Genomic DNA, 19,326 nt, shown 5'->3' on the forward strand with positions numbered 1-19,326 from the left:
CAATTCTGAGTGCTCCTGCATGAGACAATTATACAGGATGCACAAAACAAAACCGGTCACTTTTCAGAGGCAGGTCAACGAATTGAAACATCGAACGCAAAAAGAGGTCCAAGCGATAGTTATCGCTTGGACCTCTTTTGATGCTTGTAAACACTCACTTTTGTTCTCTTTAGTCTCGACTATACAAATCACGTGTATAGACTTTCTCTTCAACATCATTCAACTCCGAATGCATCCGGTTTGAAAGAATGACATCTGACTCTTGCTTAAACGCTTCAAGATCACGGATGACGCGTGAATTGTAGAATGTATCTTCCGTCAAGACAGGTTCGAAGACCGTTACTTCGATCCCCTTCGCCTTGATTCGCTTCATGATGCCCTGAATCGATGAGGCACGGAAGTTATCCGAGTCTGTCTTCATCGTCAGACGATATACGCCGACGACTTTCGGATTTTGTTTGATGATTGTATCTGCAATATAGTCTTTCCGTGTCCGGTTCGCTTCAACGATCGCCCCGATGATGTTGTTCGGTACTTCATCATAGTTCGCGAGCAGCTGCTTCGTATCTTTCGGTAAGCAGTAACCACCATAACCGAATGATGGGTTGTTATAATGATTGCCGATTCGGCTATCGAGTCCGACACCTTCGATGATTTGTTTTGTATCAAGGTTACGGACTTCGGCATATGTATCCAGTTCATTGAAGAACGCGACGCGCATCGCGAGGTACGTATTCGAGAACAACTTGATGGCTTCTGCTTCTGTTGAATCTGTCAAAAGAATCGGCACATCCTTTTTGATGGCTCCTTCAAGTAACAGATCAGCAAACTGCTGTGCGCGTTCCGATTGCTCGCCGACGACGATACGTGAGGGATAAAGATTGTCATGCAGCGCCTGTCCTTCACGCAAGAACTCTGGGGAAAAGACGATGTTCGGTGTATCAAACTTTTCTTTTAACTCTTGTGTATAACCGACTGGCACCGTCGATTTGATGACCATCGTCGCATCTGGATTGATGGCAAGAACCGTCGCGATAACGCTCTCGACCGTCCGAGTATTAAAGTAGTTCCGTGTTGGGTCATAATCTGTCGGAGTCGCAATAATGACGAATTCCGCATCTTTATAGGCCTCAAAATTATCGGTTGTTGCATGGAGATTCAATTCTTTATTTTGTAAGAAACTTTCGATTTCTGCATCAACGATTGGTGATTTGCGATCATTGACGAGCTCAACACGTTCTTTAATGATATCAATTGATGTAACTTCATTATGCTGAGCGAGTAAAACGGCCATCGAAAGTCCGACGTATCCTGTTCCTGCTACTGTAACTCTCATACGTCACCTATTTTCTTTTTTTAGATATTAGTTTTGAAAAAAGATCAAAAAAATCTAAAAATATTTTTTTATTCAAAAAAATTAAAAATAAATAGATAAGTAAGTATATATACTCAGAAGTTGAAGAAAATGAAACCGATAGTGATAAACAAATTAAAGTTACTATTTGAATACAATCTATTGTCTTATTCCATGATATCTTCACAATTTTTTTCGAGTGATACAATCTTATTATCCAAATCAACATATAGCTAAACAACGTTGCAAAAGATGCACCATATGCACCATATGAAGGAATCAAGAAAATATTAAGAAAAATATTTAGAATTCCTCCATATGCAGTAGAGTAAAATAAAAATCTCGTTAACATAGCAGAGGTATATATCGTTCCTAAATAAGAAGCAAGTCCATTAAAAAAATATGCTACTAACAAAATTGGAACAAAATAAAAAGCTTCTTTAAATGTTTCTCCAAACATAATTAATGAAATTGGTTTTGCAAAAATAATTAAAGCTGAACAAACAAGAATATTAATACTAAAAAGTGTTCTATAAACCTTCGAAAAGCTTTCAATTCTTCCTTTTTCAAACTCTTCCACTGAAGAAATTTGCCAAGCTTGCATAAAAATACTTGTAATTGTGTTAAGTAAGGATGGAACTTTATAAGCCATTGAATATAAACCAGTAACACTAACTCCTGAAAAATAATTTAATACATATTTGTCTGATGTGTTACTCACCCACCAACTTAAGGAATTAGGAATCATAGGAAATGAATAGTTGAACATTTTTTTTCTAAGAGCAATATTTGGTTTTTTTAAAAGATAACTTAAATCAATTTTCAATAATACGATATAAAAAATAATTATTAGAGTTCCTGATACGATTAAAGAAATGTAGTATCCTTCAATTCCTAATCTGTAGATATAGAGCAGTATAAGATTAAAACTTAACAAAGTAATAGTATCTAATATACTTAACTTTATAATTAATTTTATTTTTTCAATTCCTCGAGCATAGTACAATAATAAGTTTTTTAATGATGTAATTAGATAACTTAAAACAAAAAATATATAATACTTATCTAAATTCAAAAAATTTAAGATTAACGGAGAGAATACACAGACGATTATAAATCCCACTATCGTCACTTGAAAACCGATACCAAGTATTACTCTAGGATCTTCTTTTTTACTTAATAAAAATCTTAAAACAGCTTCATGAATATTGAGTGCGAAAATAGGTAATAATAAACTAACAGTTACAGTTATTAAATCAATAATTCCATATTCGCTGGTTTCAAGACTTCTTGCGTACAGTGGAACTAGTAAAAAAATTAATATTCTTGTCGAAAATGATCCTATTGCAAATAAAAATGTATTCGATAAAAGTTTTTTCAAAAATGAATTTTGTTTACTCATTAATTAATACATTTCCTTTTTCCAATGCTTCACTTAAATATATCAAAGAGTCTTTCCGATATTCGGACATTAGCTTGTTAATCTCAATATAATTCATATAATCTTCTTTTAAAGAAATTGAACTATTTATAACACGAGATTGAATTTTAAAGATATTGATAATGTTCTCAAGCCTCGAATTCACTCCAAATTTTTCATCTAATAGTTCCACGTACAATTCTTTATTAAGGTTTAAGCTTAATGCTACACCGTGGAATGAGTTAGTAACAACATATTCCGCATTATTAATTATATCTAACCATTCTTCAGGCCCAGCTGTTTGAACATAAGTTGCTTTGAGTGGTTGCCTCGGATTTCCGTTAATTGTTAGTATTTCTATGTTATTTATTTCGGCTAATTTTTTAGCAAATTCAACAAGTGTTTTGGAATATGCTCTTTGATAAATAACGAGATATTTTCGACCTGGTTTTGTATATTTTTTCTTTGAACTATTTGCTAATTCCAGCCATTCATTTCTATTTATAAGTAGACTAGGATCAATAACCACCTGAGGTTTTCTTAAGCCCATTTCCGTTACAATATTAGCTCCGGCAGGTTCCCTAACAGATATTGAATTAAATGATTTTAGATATTTAGAATACATGTCTGTTTTTTCAATTGGAATAGTGCTTACTCCGAAGCTAGCAGCATAACTAGTTTTTTTAAAATGATCAGTTGTCTCTCCAAGTAAATAGTTTTTATCAGAATCAGTAACTTTGTAATTCCAAACTTGATCACTACCAACTACAATTTTAAAATACCCTTGTGATATTTTATTATTTATATCTGAAATCTCCTTACTCTTACCTATTTTATTCAAAAAATTATCAAATCTTTTTCTTCGAATAAACCACATAGGCGATTCCAATATCTGAAAAGCACTTCTTACAAATCCCTTTGTAGAGTAAAATCTTTTATATGAATCTCTTTTTTCAAGTTCCAAATTTCTATAATCTATAATTTCGGCATTGTACCCTAATTTTTCAATTGATTTTACTAAACCATATGCTTGCAACACAGCTCCATAATTCAACGATCTATGGAAAGTTAATACCCCCACTTTTTTCTTCATATAAATTTTCCCTCTTTCTGTGATTCATTTTTTACATTTAAATAGTAAGGAACACTAGTAGAAATAATATATATACCTAATATGAAGTAATCATATAGCGGATTACCTGTAAAACCATATAGTATAAAAATAAATTGGATGTATATTGAAAATAAAATTTTATCAAGGAAACTATAATTCTTTATGTCTTTTTCATCCAATAATAATTTTATGCTAAAAATTAAAAAACTAGTAATCAAGATTATAAATATAATTAAGGCAAATATTCCTGATTCTGCCCACAATTGAAGATAAATATTATGACCTTTAATATTCAACGTCTCTTCAATCGACCCTATTCCATTACCTAAAATAGGATTTTTACTGATCATTTCTAGCACTCGCTTATATATATCTACACGACCAGTAGAAATATCTTCATCAAAAAGATAGTAATTTAATAAATAGGAATTAATACTTAACATCCATACTAATATAGTAATTATCGTTATAAAAAATGTAATTATTAAGCCTTTTATTTTTTTTAATTCCATTTTTTTATATAATAAAATAATTAATATAAACAATATAGTTATTATATTAAACAACAATAATCCTCTTTTTTCAGTAAGCAATAAAGCATAGAAGCCTAATAATAAAAGTGTTGATAAAAACATTCTTATTTTTAAAGTTTTACTTATATATAGTTTAGAAATTACTAGAGCAATAAAGATTGTTATAAAAAATGCATTTGATCCTACCTGTCCTGTAATACCTGCATATTTACCTCTCATTTGTTGCGAAAAATTTACAAGATATACTGATCTTTCCAATATTAAGTAGTTTATTTTATTGACTGTGCTTGGAGAAAGCCATTGTACATAAGTAGCTAAGATATGTATAGAAGAAAATAAAATATTTGAAAACATAAACATTGAAATCCAGTTTCCGCTGTTAATAAGAGAAGTACGTAACAAATAAAGCATAAGAAGAATCAACAAAAAAGTATATGCCTCTAATTTATTATTTGAATACAAAGTACTAATAAAAATAACACTTAAAAAGCATCCCCATATATAATCTTCTTTTCCAAAAATAATTTTTTTGAAATAATTTTTGGAAGAATAGTCAATTATACATAAGAGTACATACACCACAAAAATGTATTGGATCGAATTAAACACGTAAGAAAAATACAAAAAAGACATTACTAAAAACAAAAAAACATTAAATGTTTTCATGATCTTTTATGAGTAAAAAAAGTATTATTTTTAGTCAACAAGCCTTCTTTAAACCTGATAGCTATATTTTCCCACAAAAAGGTTTTTGAATGTTCAAAAGCATTATTAGACAATTTTCCGTGGTTATCGATAACATAATTAACTGCTTCTTTAATTTCAACATAAGATGTAGGATCTACAGGCACCCCAACTAAATTATCCTCAAATTGTCTATCGAACCCTTCATTTTTTGTATAAATTAACGGTAATCCTTGTGTCATTGCTTCAGCATAAACCAACCCAAATGATTCTGTTTTTGAAATCATAATAAATATATCAGCTGACCTATAATAACTTAAAAGGTCTTCTTTGTTAGAGAAATCTATTATTTCGATATATTCTCTATTTATCAAGTTATTTTTTATTTTCATATCTTTCGAATTTTCGCACTCTCCAATTATGGTTAGTTTAAATTTCGTTTTATTTTTTTCTTTATTTAATTTTTGTACACAATCTGCTAAAAAGATTAAATTTTTGTTTTTATTTATTTTACCAACATATAATAACTTTATTTTCTCCTTGTCTAAACAGTTCTCGAGCTTATGGTTATTATTTATCCAAAATTTTTCAATCCCAAATGGTATACACAATGCCTTTTCATTAATTTCTTTTTGAACATCGCTAGAGATATATTGTTTTAATACTCGATCTTTATAGGCAGCGGAAGTAAAAATTATTGACGTTGCATTCTTCAGTATATTTTCTCCATTTTTTCTTAAATGAATCATTTTTTTAAAGTATTTATTCACATCTGTATTTGTAACTATTACCGAATAAGGAATACTCAATTTTTCACTCAAATCCATTGCCAATTTTCCGTTTGAAAAAAGAGAATGAGCAAGTATATGTGTGAATTTAGTATTTTTATATAAATCAGTGGATACTCTTGATAAGTGTCTATTTCTATAAAAGTAAAAATATTTCTCATATTTACTTAAACAATTAATTTTATCGATATAGTCTTTATTATGTTTAACTTTTTCGTTTTTTTCTGTCGGGAAAAAAATTCTTCCGTCAACACTATCTAAACTGTTTAATGATTCTACGATGTTATAGTGAATTTTTGAGCGATTTAAGTTCGAATTCAAATGTAAAATATTCATTTTTATCATCCTTATAATTAAATATGATTGTACAAATATTCATGCTTATCTACGTTATTGTTTAAAGAATATTTTCTTTTAACAATTTCTAAATTTTGATTTAATTGGCTATCAAAAATTTCTTTTTCAGAAAAATAATATAGTATCTTTTCTGAAAAATCTTGTGCATTGTTTGCTATATTTTTAGGGTTATCGACAACTTCTACTGATCCTCCTGAATCGGTTGTTAGAACAATATTTTTTCTACTCATAGCTTCTACTAATGTTCTTCCAAATGATTCTGTATTAGGATTCGATGTTAAAATAAAAGTATTAATTCTATAAAATAGTATATTCATTTCTTTTAAATTAATGTTTATCTCTCCTGAAAATTTTACATTCGGAATTTCTTTTATTTTGTTAAACATTAATAACGTATCCTTATGCGACTTTTCATCTAAGCATCCTACTGCCATAACTACTTCTAATTCTTTATTAGTTTTCTTTCTCAAGTCATTAATAATTTCTATGGCTAAAGGCCAGTTTTTCCAATCACAGTACCTTCCAGCGAATCCCAACACGATCTTCTCATTATCTTTGTTTTTTTCAAATTGCTGCTCATATATTTCGAAAAGAGGGCCAGCTGTATTCTCAATTATTTTATACTTTAATTTATTTTTTGTGAATTTTCTCCAGTATTTCATATTGAATTCGGTCGTAGTAACTAACAAGTCCAAAGACCCAAACATAATTTTAAATAGATTTTTGAAAAAGAAATTATACTTTAGATATAGTCCTCGTTCAGTATGAATTATTTTAACTTTTTTATCGATTAGTTTTAATCTTTTTAATAAAGAAACAATGAAAAAACTTACTTGAGCCTGTGTATGAATTATTTCAGGTGATAAATTATTTATTATTTTTCTGACTTTTAATATGTATTTTAAAAATAGAATTGGCTTTTTTATTAAATGTTTTATTCTAGTTTCTTTTGTTAAATCAAACTCTTTGACTTTGTCTATTTTTGTTCCATGACCAGGTTGTATTAAATACATTTGAAATTTTTCCTTCAAATTTTCTAATATTATTTTGCTTGATTCTTGTTCTCCACCAACTGTGCCTAGATTATTGTCACACATTATTATAATTTTCATATTTTATATTCTCTCGATTCAATTGTTATAATTTCTTTAATGGCATTTTTTAAATCAAACTTTAAGTTAATTCTGTGTATATTGTGATCATTAATTTCATAGTATAAATCTCCAAATATTTTCTGAAACATAGTCTGAAGTAGCAGTATTTTGACAATTAGTTTAGGAATAGGCAATAAGAACGTTCTTTTCCCTTTAATCCTTCTAAGCGTTTGATAAATTTCTGAAGTTGATACTGGACTTTCATCTGACGGTAAAAATATTCCTTCTTTTTTCTGATCGATTATCCATTTTATAAACTCATTTAAATTCTCTATATACAAAACGCTTCTACTATTGTGTATTTGAAAGAAAATTGGGCTTTTAAAAGCTAACTTTTTTAACTTTTCAAAATTACCTTTTGATTTATAACCGTATATCATAGGTGGTCTTAAAACCGTCACTAAAAATCCATCATCCGCCAGAAAAATTATATTTTTCTCCGCCAAAAGTTTGCTATTCCCATAAAAATTATTAGGATTAGGCTTTGTATGACTATTTATTTTTTCATGAGTACTTCCATAAACAATTATACTACTCATAAATATAAAGTGCTTTACTCCATCTTTTTTTGCTTTTTTAGCCAAACGTGTTGTTAGATCAGTGTTGATTTTATAATATTCACTTTCTAGTTTTTTATTTCTAGATACATGTGCCTTACCTGCCAAATGAAGAAAAACATCATAATCTCCAAAATCCTTTTCTTCCCATTCATTATTTCTAACGGAGATAAAGTCTATGCTGTAATTTTCATCATACTTCGATATTGTCTTTTGAAAGGATCTTCCTATATAACCGTTTTCTCCAGATACAAGTATTTTTTCCATCCAAATTACTCCTTTGTGCTCGCTACTTCTTTAGTAGTAGTTATGGTTCCAGTTCCACCCTCAACTACACCCTCGCTCTTAATTACACTAAATAGAGTTGCAATAAAACATCTAGTATCCATCAGGAATCCCATCCGAGTTACGTACTCTCCATCTAGTTTGGCTTTCACCTCAATTGGTAGTTCGTCACGACCGTTAATTTGCGCCCACCCTGTCAGTCCGGGTAATGCGTCATTAGCATTGTACTTATCTCGTTCATCAATTAAATCATATTGATTCCATAATGCTGGTCGTGGCCCTACAAATGCCATCTCACCCTTTAAAATATTGAAAAGTTGTGGTAATTCATCTAAACTCGTTTTACGTAAAAATTTACCAACACGCGTGATGTAGACATCTGGATCGGCAAGTAAGTGTGTTGGTGTGTCATTTGGTGTCTCAATGTACATCGTTCGGAATTTTAAAATGTTAAAATGATTTTTCTTTAATCCAACACGTTTTTGTTTGAAGAAAACTGGTCCACGCGATTCGACTTTAATCGCTGCCATGATAAAAGCAAAGAGTGGAATCAATATAATACAAGCAATAAGTGCGATTGAAAAACCAAGCCGACGCTTGATTGACATGTAGTTCACGATAAAACCTCCTTCATCCATTTAAATTAGATTTTTTTCACGGATAGCTACATCATTTGCGATATCGAGTAGCACATTCCGCAATTGTAACGGTGTTTCTTTATGTTGATGGACGAGTGTTAAAATGTCCGATACTTGTTCTTTTTGGCGTGTTCGGCCAACAAAAATCTTCGGATAAATCGCTTCCGGATCCACTTCGCCGTCTTTTAGTAATTCTTCATACATTTTTTCCCCAGGCCGAATCCCGGAGAAGACGATTGGCATTTCATCTTCCGTAAACCCACTAAGTTCAATCATATTTTTTGCAAGGTCAACAATCTTGACAGGTTCACCCATATCAAGGACAAACACTTCACCACCATCCGCAAGGATACCCGCTTGAATGACGAGGCGGCTTGCTTCTGGAATCGTCATGAAGAACCGTGTCATTTCTGGGTGTGTGACCGTCACCGGTCCACCAGCTAAGATTTGTGATTTAAACAGTGGAATGACCGAGCCACGACTCCCGAGGACATTACCGAACCGGACGACAGCAAACTTCGTCTGACTGCGGCGTCCTAAGTCTTGCACAATCATTTCTGCGATGCGTTTCGTTGAACCCATGACATTTGTCGGATTCACTGCCTTATCGGTCGAAATCATGACAAACCGTTCTGCCTTAAAAAAATCTGCGACTTCGGCGACATTTTTTGTTCCATAAACATTATTTTTGACAGACTCATATGGATTCGCTTCCATCAGCGGCACATGTTTATGCGCAGCTGCATGAAAGACAACTTGCGGTTTATGCGTTTCAAATACTTGTTCAAGTCGCGTACGATCCTGTACGTCAGCAATGATTGGAATCAAGTTAATCGGTAACTGTAATCCGCGCAATTCCCGTTCAATCAAGTAGATGCTGTTTTCCCCGTGACCGAGTAACAAAATCGTCGTTGGGTTAAACTGGACGATTTGTCGGCAAATCTCTGAACCGATTGATCCACCAGCTCCTGTCACAAGGACTGTCCGTCCTTCAATCTCCGACCGAATCCCGGAGATATCGAGTTCGACAGCTTCCCGTCCGAGTAAATCTTCAATTGAAACATCACGAATCGCATTGACCGAAACTTTCCCGGTGACGAGTTCCTCAATCATCGGTAAAGTCTGGACATTTTTACATAACGTTTTTGCTTCCGTGATCAGTTCAATCCGCCGTTGTTGTGATAGCGAGGGGATCGCGAGTACAATTGCTTCGATTTGATGTTTTTCGATTACTGTTTCTAAATCGCCGGTTGTTCCAACGACCTCGATTCCCTGAATCATGAAGTGCATATTCTTTGGATCATCGTCTACAAAGGCAACTGGTTTTAATTCATGGAACGGTGAAGCATATAATTGACGGACGAGTGAACGTCCGGCCCGACCAGCGCCAATCACAAGTGTCCGTTTCCGTAATTTAATCATTCGTCGTGGTAATGCGTATTTCCGCCAGTGTTGTCCAATTCCAAGTAAGCGGAGCGCAATACGAATTGCCCCGAGTAACAACAGCGAAATACAAAAACTAAGAATTGTAATTCGCTCTAAAATTTGTCCAAACACAATTACTTGGTAAGCCATTAAACCGACTGAACTTAACGCAAGTGATAATGATAATGTTAATGCTTCTTGAATACTGGCATACTTCCAATTCACACGGTACAGCTTCATCAAGAACGCGACAGTTACGAATAATACGGCGAATAGCACAGCGGACTGTAATAAAAGTTGTGTATCGACTAGTGAGAATAATTCCTTAGGATACAGGAAAAAATATGCAAAGCTCATTGCGACAATTAACGCAACTGCATCAATACAGGCTAACGTCAGCGTTCGATAATAATAATAAAATTTCATCTATGAAGTTCCTTTCTCTTCATATTTCAAATGCGGAGTTAGACAAGTGATTGATTAGCTGCCCGTTCTGCAAGTAAGTCTTCCATCATCTTCGCGACATCATCTCCGAGATCGTCACGCTTTAGGGCAAATTCGAGTGTCGTTTGAATGAAACCGAGCTTTTCACCAACGTCATAACGTTTGCCATCAAATTCATAGGCAAAGACACGTTGCATCTCATTGAGACGCGTAATTGCGTCCGTTAATTGGATTTCTCCACCTGATCCAACTTCTTGCGTTTCGAGGTACTTAAAGATTTCCGGTGTTAATAAATACCGTCCTAAGATGGCTAAGTTCGATGGTGCCGTTCCTTGTGCCGGTTTTTCGACAAACGATTTCACCTTATGTAGGTTCTCTGAAATGCTTGTGCTTGGATCAACGATGCCATAGCGATGTGTGTCTTTATCGGCGACCGGTTGCACACCGATGATCGAGCTGTTCGTGATTTCGTACTGTTCAATCAGCTGACGTGTACATGGAACGTCTGCTTGAACGATATCATCCCCGAGCATCACGACAAAAGGCTCATTGCCAATGAATGCTTTTGCTTGAAGAATCGCATCACCTAGCCCTTTCGGTTTTGATTGGCGGATGAAATGAATGTTGATATTCGTTGTCTCTTCGACTAAGTGCAGCAACTCTGACTTGTTTTTAGCGATTAAATTTGCTTCCAGTTCCGGGACCGAATCAAAGTGATCTTCAATCGCTCGCTTCCCTTTACCGGTAATGATTAAAATATCTTCAATCCCTGATTCAATCGCTTCTTCGATGATATATTGAATCGTCGGCTTATCGACAATCGGTAACATTTCTTTCGGCATCGCTTTTGTGGCGGGTAAAAAACGTGTCCCAAGTCCCGCAGCTGGAATAACCGCTTTTTTTACACGGCTCATGAAATCAACTCCTGTCTGTAATTTTTGATTACCATAATATAATCAATATTCCATTCTTTATGTAAATTACGATAACACATCAATGCCCTTTACTTCCATAAAGTTTTCCATTTTTTAATAATGTAAGCGTTAACATAGAAAAAAGAGAGTGTTATTTCACTCTCTTTACTATTTCTTACAAATATCACCTTAGACCCACTGCCCCTTCCAGTTTTTTTCGACCGGACTCGGTGGATTAATCGTTACAAGTTGATTCAATAAGACGGCTTCATTGTTTTCATACACTTCGTCATACAACCAGTCTTCCAGTTCTTGCGCCAAGTACTTCCGACACTGCTCCCAGTTGAACGGACGTTTCTCGACATGGTGGGCGTCTGACGCTACAAGGTGAGCCAAACCATTTTCGAGTAAGGCAACAGCGAACCGCTGAACATCCTTACCATACTTACCAATCAAACTGGCACATGTGACCTGACTAATTGCTCCGTTCGAAATCAATTCGAACAGGAGATTCGGATTTTGGATGATTGCTTTATTTTTTTCCGGATGGGCGACGATCGGAATGTAGCCGTCGGAAATCAACTCCGCGAAGACTTGTCGGGCATACGATGGAATCCCACTCGACGGAAACTCAATCAGTAAATAACGGGAATCTGCGAGTGGTAACGCTTTTCCATCCTTGATTTCTTCGATCAAGTCTCCCGTCAAACGAATCTCGTGTCCCGGATAGACGGTCAATGGAATATCGCGTTGTTTGAGTAAGACGTTTAACTCGGCAACTGTTAGGCGAACATCGACGTCTTCCGTTTCGAACTGCGGGTGATAGAGATGTGGTGTCGCGATGATTTGCGACACCCCTTCCGCAACGGCTTGTTCTGCGAGTTGTAATGTATGTTCGACACTCGCCGGACCATCGTCAACGAGTGGTAAGAGATGACAATGCAAATCAACCATGATTGAACCCCTCACTCATAAGAATAGTAGTATTGGTATGCTGAATCGTCCGTCAGCTCGCGACGGTTTAAGACGACACCAAGAATTTTCGCTTCTGCCAGTTCGAGTTGTTCTTTTGCTTTTAAGACACGTTGGCGATCGGAAGTCGTACAACCGACAACTAACACAACACCATCTGTTAATTTCGATGTAATCCGGCTATCCGCGACTTGAAGTAATGGCGGGGCATCCAAAATGATCACGTCATACGCTTCACGGAGTTGTAAAATCAAGTTTTCCATCGACCGCGATGACAAGAGTTCTGCCGGGTTTGGCGGAATCGGACCTGCTGTCAAGATTGATAAGTTATCGACTTTTGTTGGTAACACAGCTTTTTCAAGTTCGGCTTGGCGTGTCAAGAGACTCGATAAACCGAGACCGTTCGCGACTTTAAACGTATAGTGAACGGTCGGGCGACGCATGTCGGTATCAATGATTAAGACTTTTTTTCCTTGCTGGGCATAAGTGACGGCGAGGTTCGACGACGTCGTCGATTTCCCTTCACTTTGCGTCGCCGAGGTAATCAAAATGACTTGAATCTCTTTATCGACGGCCATGAACTCAATATTCGTCCGAATCGTCCGGTATTGCTCAGCAATCGGTGACTTCGGTTGTGTGACCGTAATTAAGTTCCGTGCGTCTTTATTCATTTTATTTTTCTTAGCCATATTGTTTTGCCGCCTCTCGTTTTGCTGCCTTTGCTGACGATTTAAAGACCTTACTATCGATATCCGGGATACTGCCTAAGACCGGCAGATCAAGAATTTGTTGAACTTGATCCTCTGTCCGAATACGGCGGTCGAGAACTTCACGTAAGAACGCAAGACCGACTCCGAGTAAGAATCCGACAACAGCTGCAATCGCCGTGTTCAAGATGATATTCGGACTGACCGGTGACGTTGGAATCCCTGAAACCGACAAAACTTTGACGTTATCGACGTTCATCAGTTCAGTGATGTCGTCACTGAAAACGTTCGCGACTGAATTGGCAACGTTTGACGCCAGGGCTGCATCTGTACTTTGGACCGAGACGTTGATGACCTGTGAATTTTGTTCACTTTCGACGGTGATCATTTCATTTAAAGTCGCAATGCTTGTTGGAGCATTCTCGACTTCTGCTTGAACCTTTTCTAAAATCGCTGGACTCTTAATGATGACACGATATGTATTGACGAGCGTGACAGATGATTGCACTTGTGACGCATCGATGACGTTGTCCTCTTGTTTTTGCGGTGTGACAAGAATTTGTGTTCCTGCCTGATAAGTCGGTTTAATCAAGAAGCTACTGACGGCAAATGCAATGACCGCTGCGACGATTGTCAGAGCGAGAATCCGCCAAAGCGACTTCCGTAAAACTGAAAATAACTCTTGTAAGCTAATCGTTTCATTCATGGGTTAATTATTCTCCTTTATTTGTCTAATGCAGTGACTTTTTTATCAACTAGGAATCAGTATAACAAAAAATTGGGAAATGGTTGAGATTATTTTAGGAAATAACATACGTTTATTGAAAAAGGTTGCGTATAATAGAGACATACATGTTTCTTTTTACATGAATTACCTGAATTCTACATAGGAGGAATTTTCTTTATGCACCGCTCTCTGCAAGCACTCCAATACTATACATCACATTCCGAGGACGACATCATTCGTCTCCATGAACGAATCCGTTCGAGTCTCGCTTCGACCGAGTCGTTGACAGACACGATGATTCGTCTGACAGGAGACGCACCACTTATTCCTTTTAAGCAGGACACGGTCACAGTCGACGAATGGCAAAACTTTTTAGCCGGGAAACACCATGAAAGTCTGGCAGATTTTTATGGCATGCTCGTCGCCCGTCCGATTCTTACTGAAGATGGCCCGCTTGAGCATGACGAGCCGGAAGCGCCTGCGACGTTATCACGGTCACAACGTGACGATACGCCACGCCGCCAAAAAACGAAGCCGATTGCTCCACCACGTCCAAAACGTAAACTGCCGTGGGGCTGGATTGCTTTATTGATTCTTTGTTTCTTACTTGGTGCTGCCGGAACGTATGTCTACTCAAACTATCTTGCAAGTCCGAAATCGTCTGCACCGGATGCGACAGTCGAACAACCGGTCGCCGTCGAAGAATCAACGGCAGATGAAAAAACAGACGACAAGCCGGAAGCTAAACCGGAAGCTAATGTCCTTTATGTCAACACACGCAACAGTAACATCTACCGCGATGAAGCATTGACGGACGTTTTATACGAAGCTGACTTCGGGGACGGCTACCGGATCCTTGAAGCGTCCGACTCGATTAGTAAAGTTGAACTGACTGACGAATTGACGGGCTACATCAAAAATACCGATACGACGAAAGAGCTGTCAGGTGATACCATTGCCGACGAAACATTACTGACATGGGTCAACGATAACCTCGATACGAACTTCGTTACCGAGACGCTCATTGACCTTATCGGCAAATCAAACGCAGAGTTGAATAGTCTTTACGCAGCGCCTGACCGAACATTCAGTGACGACGTCAACGATTATCTTTTCTATGGAAATCATTTCTTTACGTTACAAAATGATCGTGTCATCGCCATCGACTGGTCTGAAGCCGATGTGACAAATGACAAGTTAGCGACACTCGCTCCACTGCAACTCGAATCGGAGACGACGGGACTCGTCATGAGTAACTCTTACCGCTTGCAACGCTTTGCAAAAGATGGGACCGACTTGAGTCGTGTCCGCCTCGCTGAACAAAACCTTTAAACAAAAAGAGTGAGCCACGTCGGCTCACTCTTTTTGTTTATCATTCGATTCCTAACGAGTACTTTAACGCTGTTTTTGTTTGTTCGAGTGAAGCGTCCGTCGGATGCCAATAATAAATACCATCCGCTTCTTTTCCACCCGTTCCTTCAAGCTTCAAGTTTTCCTGATTTTTAAAAGCATCCATGTAGTCAAAGGCAAGTGTCCGCATCGGTTTGAATGAGACATTGGTCTGCGCATTGTCCCCGACGACATCCATGATCGCATTGAATTTACTGATTGAGACATCTGACGACAGTTTCGAGACGACTTGTCCGATGACATCGCGTTGACGCATCTGACGACCGAAGTCCCCCCGTGGATCTTCATAGCGCATCCGTGTATACTTCAGTGCTTCGTCTCCATTCAGGTTGATTTTTCCGACCTCAAACTGTTTGTCCCCGACTTTGAAATCTAAGTCGTTATTGACCGTCACCCCGCCAACGGCATCGACGAGTGACGTGAACCCTTGCATATTGATTTCCGCATAGTAGTTAATCGGAATATCGAGGAAGTTCTCGACCGTCTTGATTGCCATTTCCGGTCCACCAAACGAATACGCATGGTTGATTTTATCGTTCGTTCCTTTACCGATGATGTCGACCTTCGTATCCCGGGGGATACTGACAAGACGACTTTCATTCCGTGTCGGATTCAGTGTCATGACCATGATTGAGTCACTCCGACCCCGTTCACCCGGACGTTGGTCGACCCCAAGCAATAGAACCGAAACCGGTTTTTGTTTTTCGACGACGGCGTCACCGGTATTTTTGACCGGTGACTGAATTTTCTTGACGGTTTGGTCGACCTGGTAATATGTATAGCCGATGAATCCGCCGATTCCGACGACGAGGATCAAGGCAATCAACAGCATGACCTTCAGCGGCGTCCACCGCTTTTTGACTTTACGTTTCTTTTTGACGCGTTCCACTCTATCATTTCTCCTTTTATCTTGCGTATTATGTCGCGCATATGAGTTCTCATTTATATCGGTTCAGCATGAGCGCTCTTACAGTCGAGTATACAAAAAATAACTCCCTTTTTGTCAAAAACGGAAAAAAATGAAAAAAAGAGCCTGGTTGACAGACTCTTCAAACGATTGACGGACCCTCTGGAAGCTTGTTTATCCCTTACTCGTCGTTGGTATTATTAAAGGACGTTCCGAATCAAAAAAAATTGCTCGAAAAACGCATTGCTTCTCGTGACTCCTACGGGAAAAGCACGTTTCGCGCTGTCAGAGGCAGGCGAGACCCTGCTCCTTGTTCGTCAGAATCAAGGAGCAACGGCTTGCGCCTCGCCCGAGGAAAGCACGAGAAGAAACATGCGTTTGCAGTACACCACTTCATCTATAAATCTCAACTTATCTCTACGTTCAAATGGTTGCTTTACAGACCTATCCATGTGGTTGTCCATGAAACCTTATAACGATGCTTGTCCAGAAACGACATACGTTTTCTTTTTCGCATTGTAATCAAGTATGACGAGTTTTTTTGTTTTCGTTGCCGTCGGGAAGACGTACGTTTTCGACTTACCTTTAATCGCAAGACCTAACTCGAGTTCTTGTTTCGTTTGAACAGACGTTAAATCAATCGTATCAAGACCCGTCCACTCCCCAAGACCTTTTCCGGATAAAAGCGCATCGAGTTGTTTTTCTGTCATCCCCGTTTTGATTTTCGCACCCTTCGCGAGCTTCATCTTGCTTTCCCGTGCACCTGACGTTGTCGTCCCGCGATACAAATCGAGCGATTTTGAAGTCAGCCGGTAGACGGAATCATTTTTCTTCGTCATGAACATCAACGTCGTCATCGCGGATGGGAAGTCTGCTTTTCTATCGTAGATGCTGTAGAGTGTCGTCTTTTGTCCTTGTGACGTGCTCGTCGCCTCTGCCTTTTGTTTCAAGACCGTCGAACTGCCCTTTTTCGTCAATTGCTTTTTGTAGTCTTTCCCGTAAATGACTTTTGCCGCCTGGGCAATCGTCATCCCTGGTGTCAATGCATTGTATTGTGTCGTCGCCTTCGTTTCCGTTGTCGTTGCCGCTTCAGCTGTTCCGGCAATCAATGTCGAACCGGCGATCAATGTGGCGAGTGTCAGTTTAGCAAATGTTGTTTTCATGAATCTGTCCCACTTTCTGTTTAAGTTGTTTTTATTTGATATAGCGTACGGCTTTATCGGCATCAAGTCGTCCGTATCCGTACGCTTTGTCATAACCGGTCTTCCCGAGGTCCTGGGCTGATTTTTTTAGAACCGACTCGACTTCGGTTGCTTTGAGCGTCGGCTTCAGGCTGTAGAGGAGACTTGCGACACCGGCGACATGCGGTGCTGCCATCGATGTCCCGCTCCAAAAGGCCGATTCGCCGTCACTGAGGTAACTCGGAATGTCTTGCCCCGGTGCGACGAGGTCAAGTCCGTCGCCATAATTCGAGAATGTCGACCGGCGATCAAACCGATTCGTCGAACCGACCGACAAGGCATACTTCGACCGTGCCGGATACGACAGGCGGTTCGTCCCGTCATTTCCCGTCGCGACGACGACGAGGACACCTTGTTTCTTCGCATAGGCGAGAGCATCTTCAATCGCGAGTGACGAGAAACCGCCACCGAGACTCATATTGATGACCTTGGCTTTTTTCTTGACGGCATAGATGATGCCTTTCGCGATGTTCGAGTTCGAGCCCGTATTGTTCGACGCGATGACTTTAATCGGAATGATCGATGCCTTGGCGTTGATGCCCGACATCCCATACGTATTGTTGCTGTTCGCTGCAATGATTGCTGCGACATGCGTGCCGTGACCATGGTCGTCGATGGCAAGCTTCCGTTTATGGACAAAGTCATAACCGAGATCCATCCGGACCCGTCCTGCGAAATCGGCATAGGTCGGATTGATGCCCGTATCGATGACGGCGACGCGCGTCGTCGTTAAGTTTTTTCCGGCAATCCGTCGTTTCATCGCCTCAAAGTTGATGTCGGCTCCCTTGACGCCGCCGCGTTGCCCGGTATTGTTCAGCGACCACTGGTATTTCTTGAACGGGTCCACTCCGAGTCCCTGCATCTGTCCGTCAAGTTCGACGTAGGTGACGTCCGCTGACTTCGCAAGTTTCGCCTTCGCCGCAAGCGCTTGATAGACGGACGAATACGTGAACTTCTCCATCTTTAGTCCTGCATCAATCGTCTCACTGGCGATTGCCTTCGTATTGCGCGACAACTGCGCATGGTCACTATCCGCCGTGCGCATCTTGACGATCAAGCTCGTCGATTGTCCCGTCGCTTTTTTCTTCGCGACGACATCACGCATCGGTTGCAAGCGTTCGAGTTTGAACGGGACCGTGAACGAAGTGTTTTTACGTCCATTGACTTCGATGTATTGCCGCCCTTTCCAACTCAGTGGGAAGAATAATGATTCACCGCTCACTGCGTCATAGCGTTCGTAGACCAGTTGTTTCAAGTAATCACTTTGCGTTTCGTAGACCGTGACGTCTTCTGTCTCGTCCGCTGCGAATTTGATATGTGTTCCTTCATTAACATAGTTCGCTGAGTCGAAATAAAATAACGCTTTTCCGTTTTGGTCGAACGTTCCTTTCAAGTACCCTTTATGCGTTTTCGCACCCGGCGTCGGCATTTTTTTCGCGCCCGTGCCCGCCGCTTCTGTATGTACCGGTAGTCCACTTGCAAGCAGTCCGACAATCGTCAGACTGAGTAACCATTTTTGCATCTCTTCACTCCTTTATTTAGGATCTCCCTCACGTATAATTATAATGGAAAATTTTATAAAATCTATTTATTTTTCTAGCTTATTCTCGCTTTTTTTACATCTATTTGAATATTATTTTGTGCTTTACTAAAAGATTATTGTCTAACTTGATTCAACAAATAAAAGAACCCTCA

17 protein-coding genes are annotated in these 19,326 nt (G+C 38.4%); 1 reads left to right on the top strand and 16 read right to left on the bottom strand.

The window, feature by feature from the left end:
* Window positions 1–169 precede the first annotated feature (169 nt).
* From KNP96_RS04470 to KNP96_RS04530, 13 genes are all read right to left on the bottom strand, one after another.
* Complete coding sequence (locus KNP96_RS04470; protein ID WP_214769009.1) at window positions 170–1,336, bottom strand: nucleotide sugar dehydrogenase; 1,167 nt, start codon at window positions 1,334–1,336, stop codon at window positions 170–172.
* A 7-nt stretch (window positions 1,337–1,343) separates the two neighbouring features.
* Window positions 1,344–2,756 carry a lipopolysaccharide biosynthesis protein gene (locus tag KNP96_RS04475; protein ID WP_214769011.1) on the bottom strand — a complete coding sequence of 471 codons (1,413 nt, stop codon included), beginning with the start codon at window positions 2,754–2,756 and terminating at the stop codon, window positions 1,344–1,346.
* Entirely contained in the window at window positions 2,749–3,867 is a 1,119-nt protein-coding gene (locus tag KNP96_RS04480) for a polysaccharide pyruvyl transferase family protein (RefSeq protein WP_214769013.1), read from the bottom strand. The genes KNP96_RS04475 and KNP96_RS04480 overlap by 8 nt, the downstream gene beginning before the upstream one ends.
* Window positions 3,864–4,775 carry an O-antigen ligase family protein gene (locus KNP96_RS04485; protein ID WP_214769015.1) on the bottom strand — a complete coding sequence of 304 codons (912 nt, stop codon included), beginning with the start codon at window positions 4,773–4,775 and terminating at the stop codon, window positions 3,864–3,866. Before KNP96_RS04485 ends, KNP96_RS04480 begins: the two co-directional genes overlap by 4 nt.
* Window positions 4,776–5,083: 308 nt before the next feature.
* Entirely contained in the window at window positions 5,084–6,229 is a 1,146-nt protein-coding gene (locus KNP96_RS04490; RefSeq protein WP_214769017.1) for a glycosyltransferase family 4 protein, read from the bottom strand.
* 17 nt (window positions 6,230–6,246) lie between these two features.
* Entirely contained in the window at window positions 6,247–7,362 is a 1,116-nt protein-coding gene (locus KNP96_RS04495) for a glycosyltransferase family 4 protein (protein ID WP_214769019.1), read from the bottom strand.
* Window positions 7,359–8,228: an NAD-dependent epimerase/dehydratase family protein gene (locus tag KNP96_RS04500; RefSeq protein WP_214769021.1), complete on the bottom strand. Its 870-nt coding sequence runs from the start codon at window positions 8,226–8,228 to the stop codon at window positions 7,359–7,361. Before KNP96_RS04500 ends, KNP96_RS04495 begins: the two co-directional genes overlap by 4 nt.
* 5 nt (window positions 8,229–8,233) lie before the next feature.
* On the bottom strand, window positions 8,234–8,854 hold the full coding sequence (locus KNP96_RS04505) for a sugar transferase (protein ID WP_251135717.1): 621 nt from the start codon (window positions 8,852–8,854) through the stop codon (window positions 8,234–8,236).
* Between the two features lie 30 nt (window positions 8,855–8,884).
* Window positions 8,885–10,735, bottom strand: a complete 1,851-nt coding sequence (locus tag KNP96_RS04510; protein ID WP_214769024.1) for a polysaccharide biosynthesis protein — start codon at window positions 10,733–10,735, stop codon at window positions 8,885–8,887.
* Window positions 10,736–10,773: 38 nt separating this feature from the next.
* Window positions 10,774–11,667 carry a UTP--glucose-1-phosphate uridylyltransferase GalU gene (galU, locus tag KNP96_RS04515; RefSeq protein WP_214769025.1) on the bottom strand — a complete coding sequence of 298 codons (894 nt, stop codon included), beginning with the start codon at window positions 11,665–11,667 and terminating at the stop codon, window positions 10,774–10,776.
* Between the two features lie 189 nt (window positions 11,668–11,856).
* Window positions 11,857–12,621, bottom strand: coding sequence for a tyrosine-protein phosphatase (locus KNP96_RS04520; RefSeq protein WP_214769026.1), 765 nt, complete (start codon window positions 12,619–12,621; stop codon window positions 11,857–11,859).
* A gap of 11 nt (window positions 12,622–12,632) precedes the next feature.
* Window positions 12,633–13,328: a CpsD/CapB family tyrosine-protein kinase gene (locus tag KNP96_RS04525; protein WP_214769027.1), complete on the bottom strand. Its 696-nt coding sequence runs from the start codon at window positions 13,326–13,328 to the stop codon at window positions 12,633–12,635.
* Complete coding sequence (locus KNP96_RS04530; protein WP_214769029.1) at window positions 13,321–14,052, bottom strand: YveK family protein; 732 nt, start codon at window positions 14,050–14,052, stop codon at window positions 13,321–13,323. The genes KNP96_RS04525 and KNP96_RS04530 overlap by 8 nt, the downstream gene beginning before the upstream one ends.
* A 198-nt stretch (window positions 14,053–14,250) precedes the next feature.
* Here KNP96_RS04530 and KNP96_RS04535 point away from each other — a divergent pair, with 198 nt between their 5' ends.
* Complete coding sequence (locus KNP96_RS04535) at window positions 14,251–15,405, top strand: hypothetical protein (protein ID WP_214769031.1); 1,155 nt, start codon at window positions 14,251–14,253, stop codon at window positions 15,403–15,405.
* Between the two features lie 40 nt (window positions 15,406–15,445).
* On the opposite strand, the gene KNP96_RS04540 is transcribed toward KNP96_RS04535, so the two are convergent.
* The 3 genes from KNP96_RS04540 to KNP96_RS04550 form a co-directional block, all read right to left on the bottom strand.
* Window positions 15,446–16,372: an LCP family glycopolymer transferase gene (locus tag KNP96_RS04540; protein WP_214769034.1), complete on the bottom strand. Its 927-nt coding sequence runs from the start codon at window positions 16,370–16,372 to the stop codon at window positions 15,446–15,448.
* A gap of 488 nt (window positions 16,373–16,860) precedes the next feature.
* The gene (locus KNP96_RS04545) at window positions 16,861–17,553 is read right to left on the bottom strand and encodes a hypothetical protein (RefSeq protein ID WP_214769037.1); all 693 of its coding nucleotides are present in this window, start codon (window positions 17,551–17,553) and stop codon (window positions 16,861–16,863) included.
* A 31-nt stretch (window positions 17,554–17,584) separates the two neighbouring features.
* Window positions 17,585–19,153, bottom strand: a complete 1,569-nt coding sequence (locus tag KNP96_RS04550; RefSeq protein WP_214769040.1) for a S8 family peptidase — start codon at window positions 19,151–19,153, stop codon at window positions 17,585–17,587.
* Between the last annotated feature and the right edge of the window lie 173 nt (window positions 19,154–19,326).

Source organism: Exiguobacterium sp. s133 (assembly GCF_018618595.1).
Lineage (GTDB): Bacteria > Bacillota > Bacilli > Exiguobacteriales > Exiguobacteriaceae > Exiguobacterium_A > Exiguobacterium_A oxidotolerans.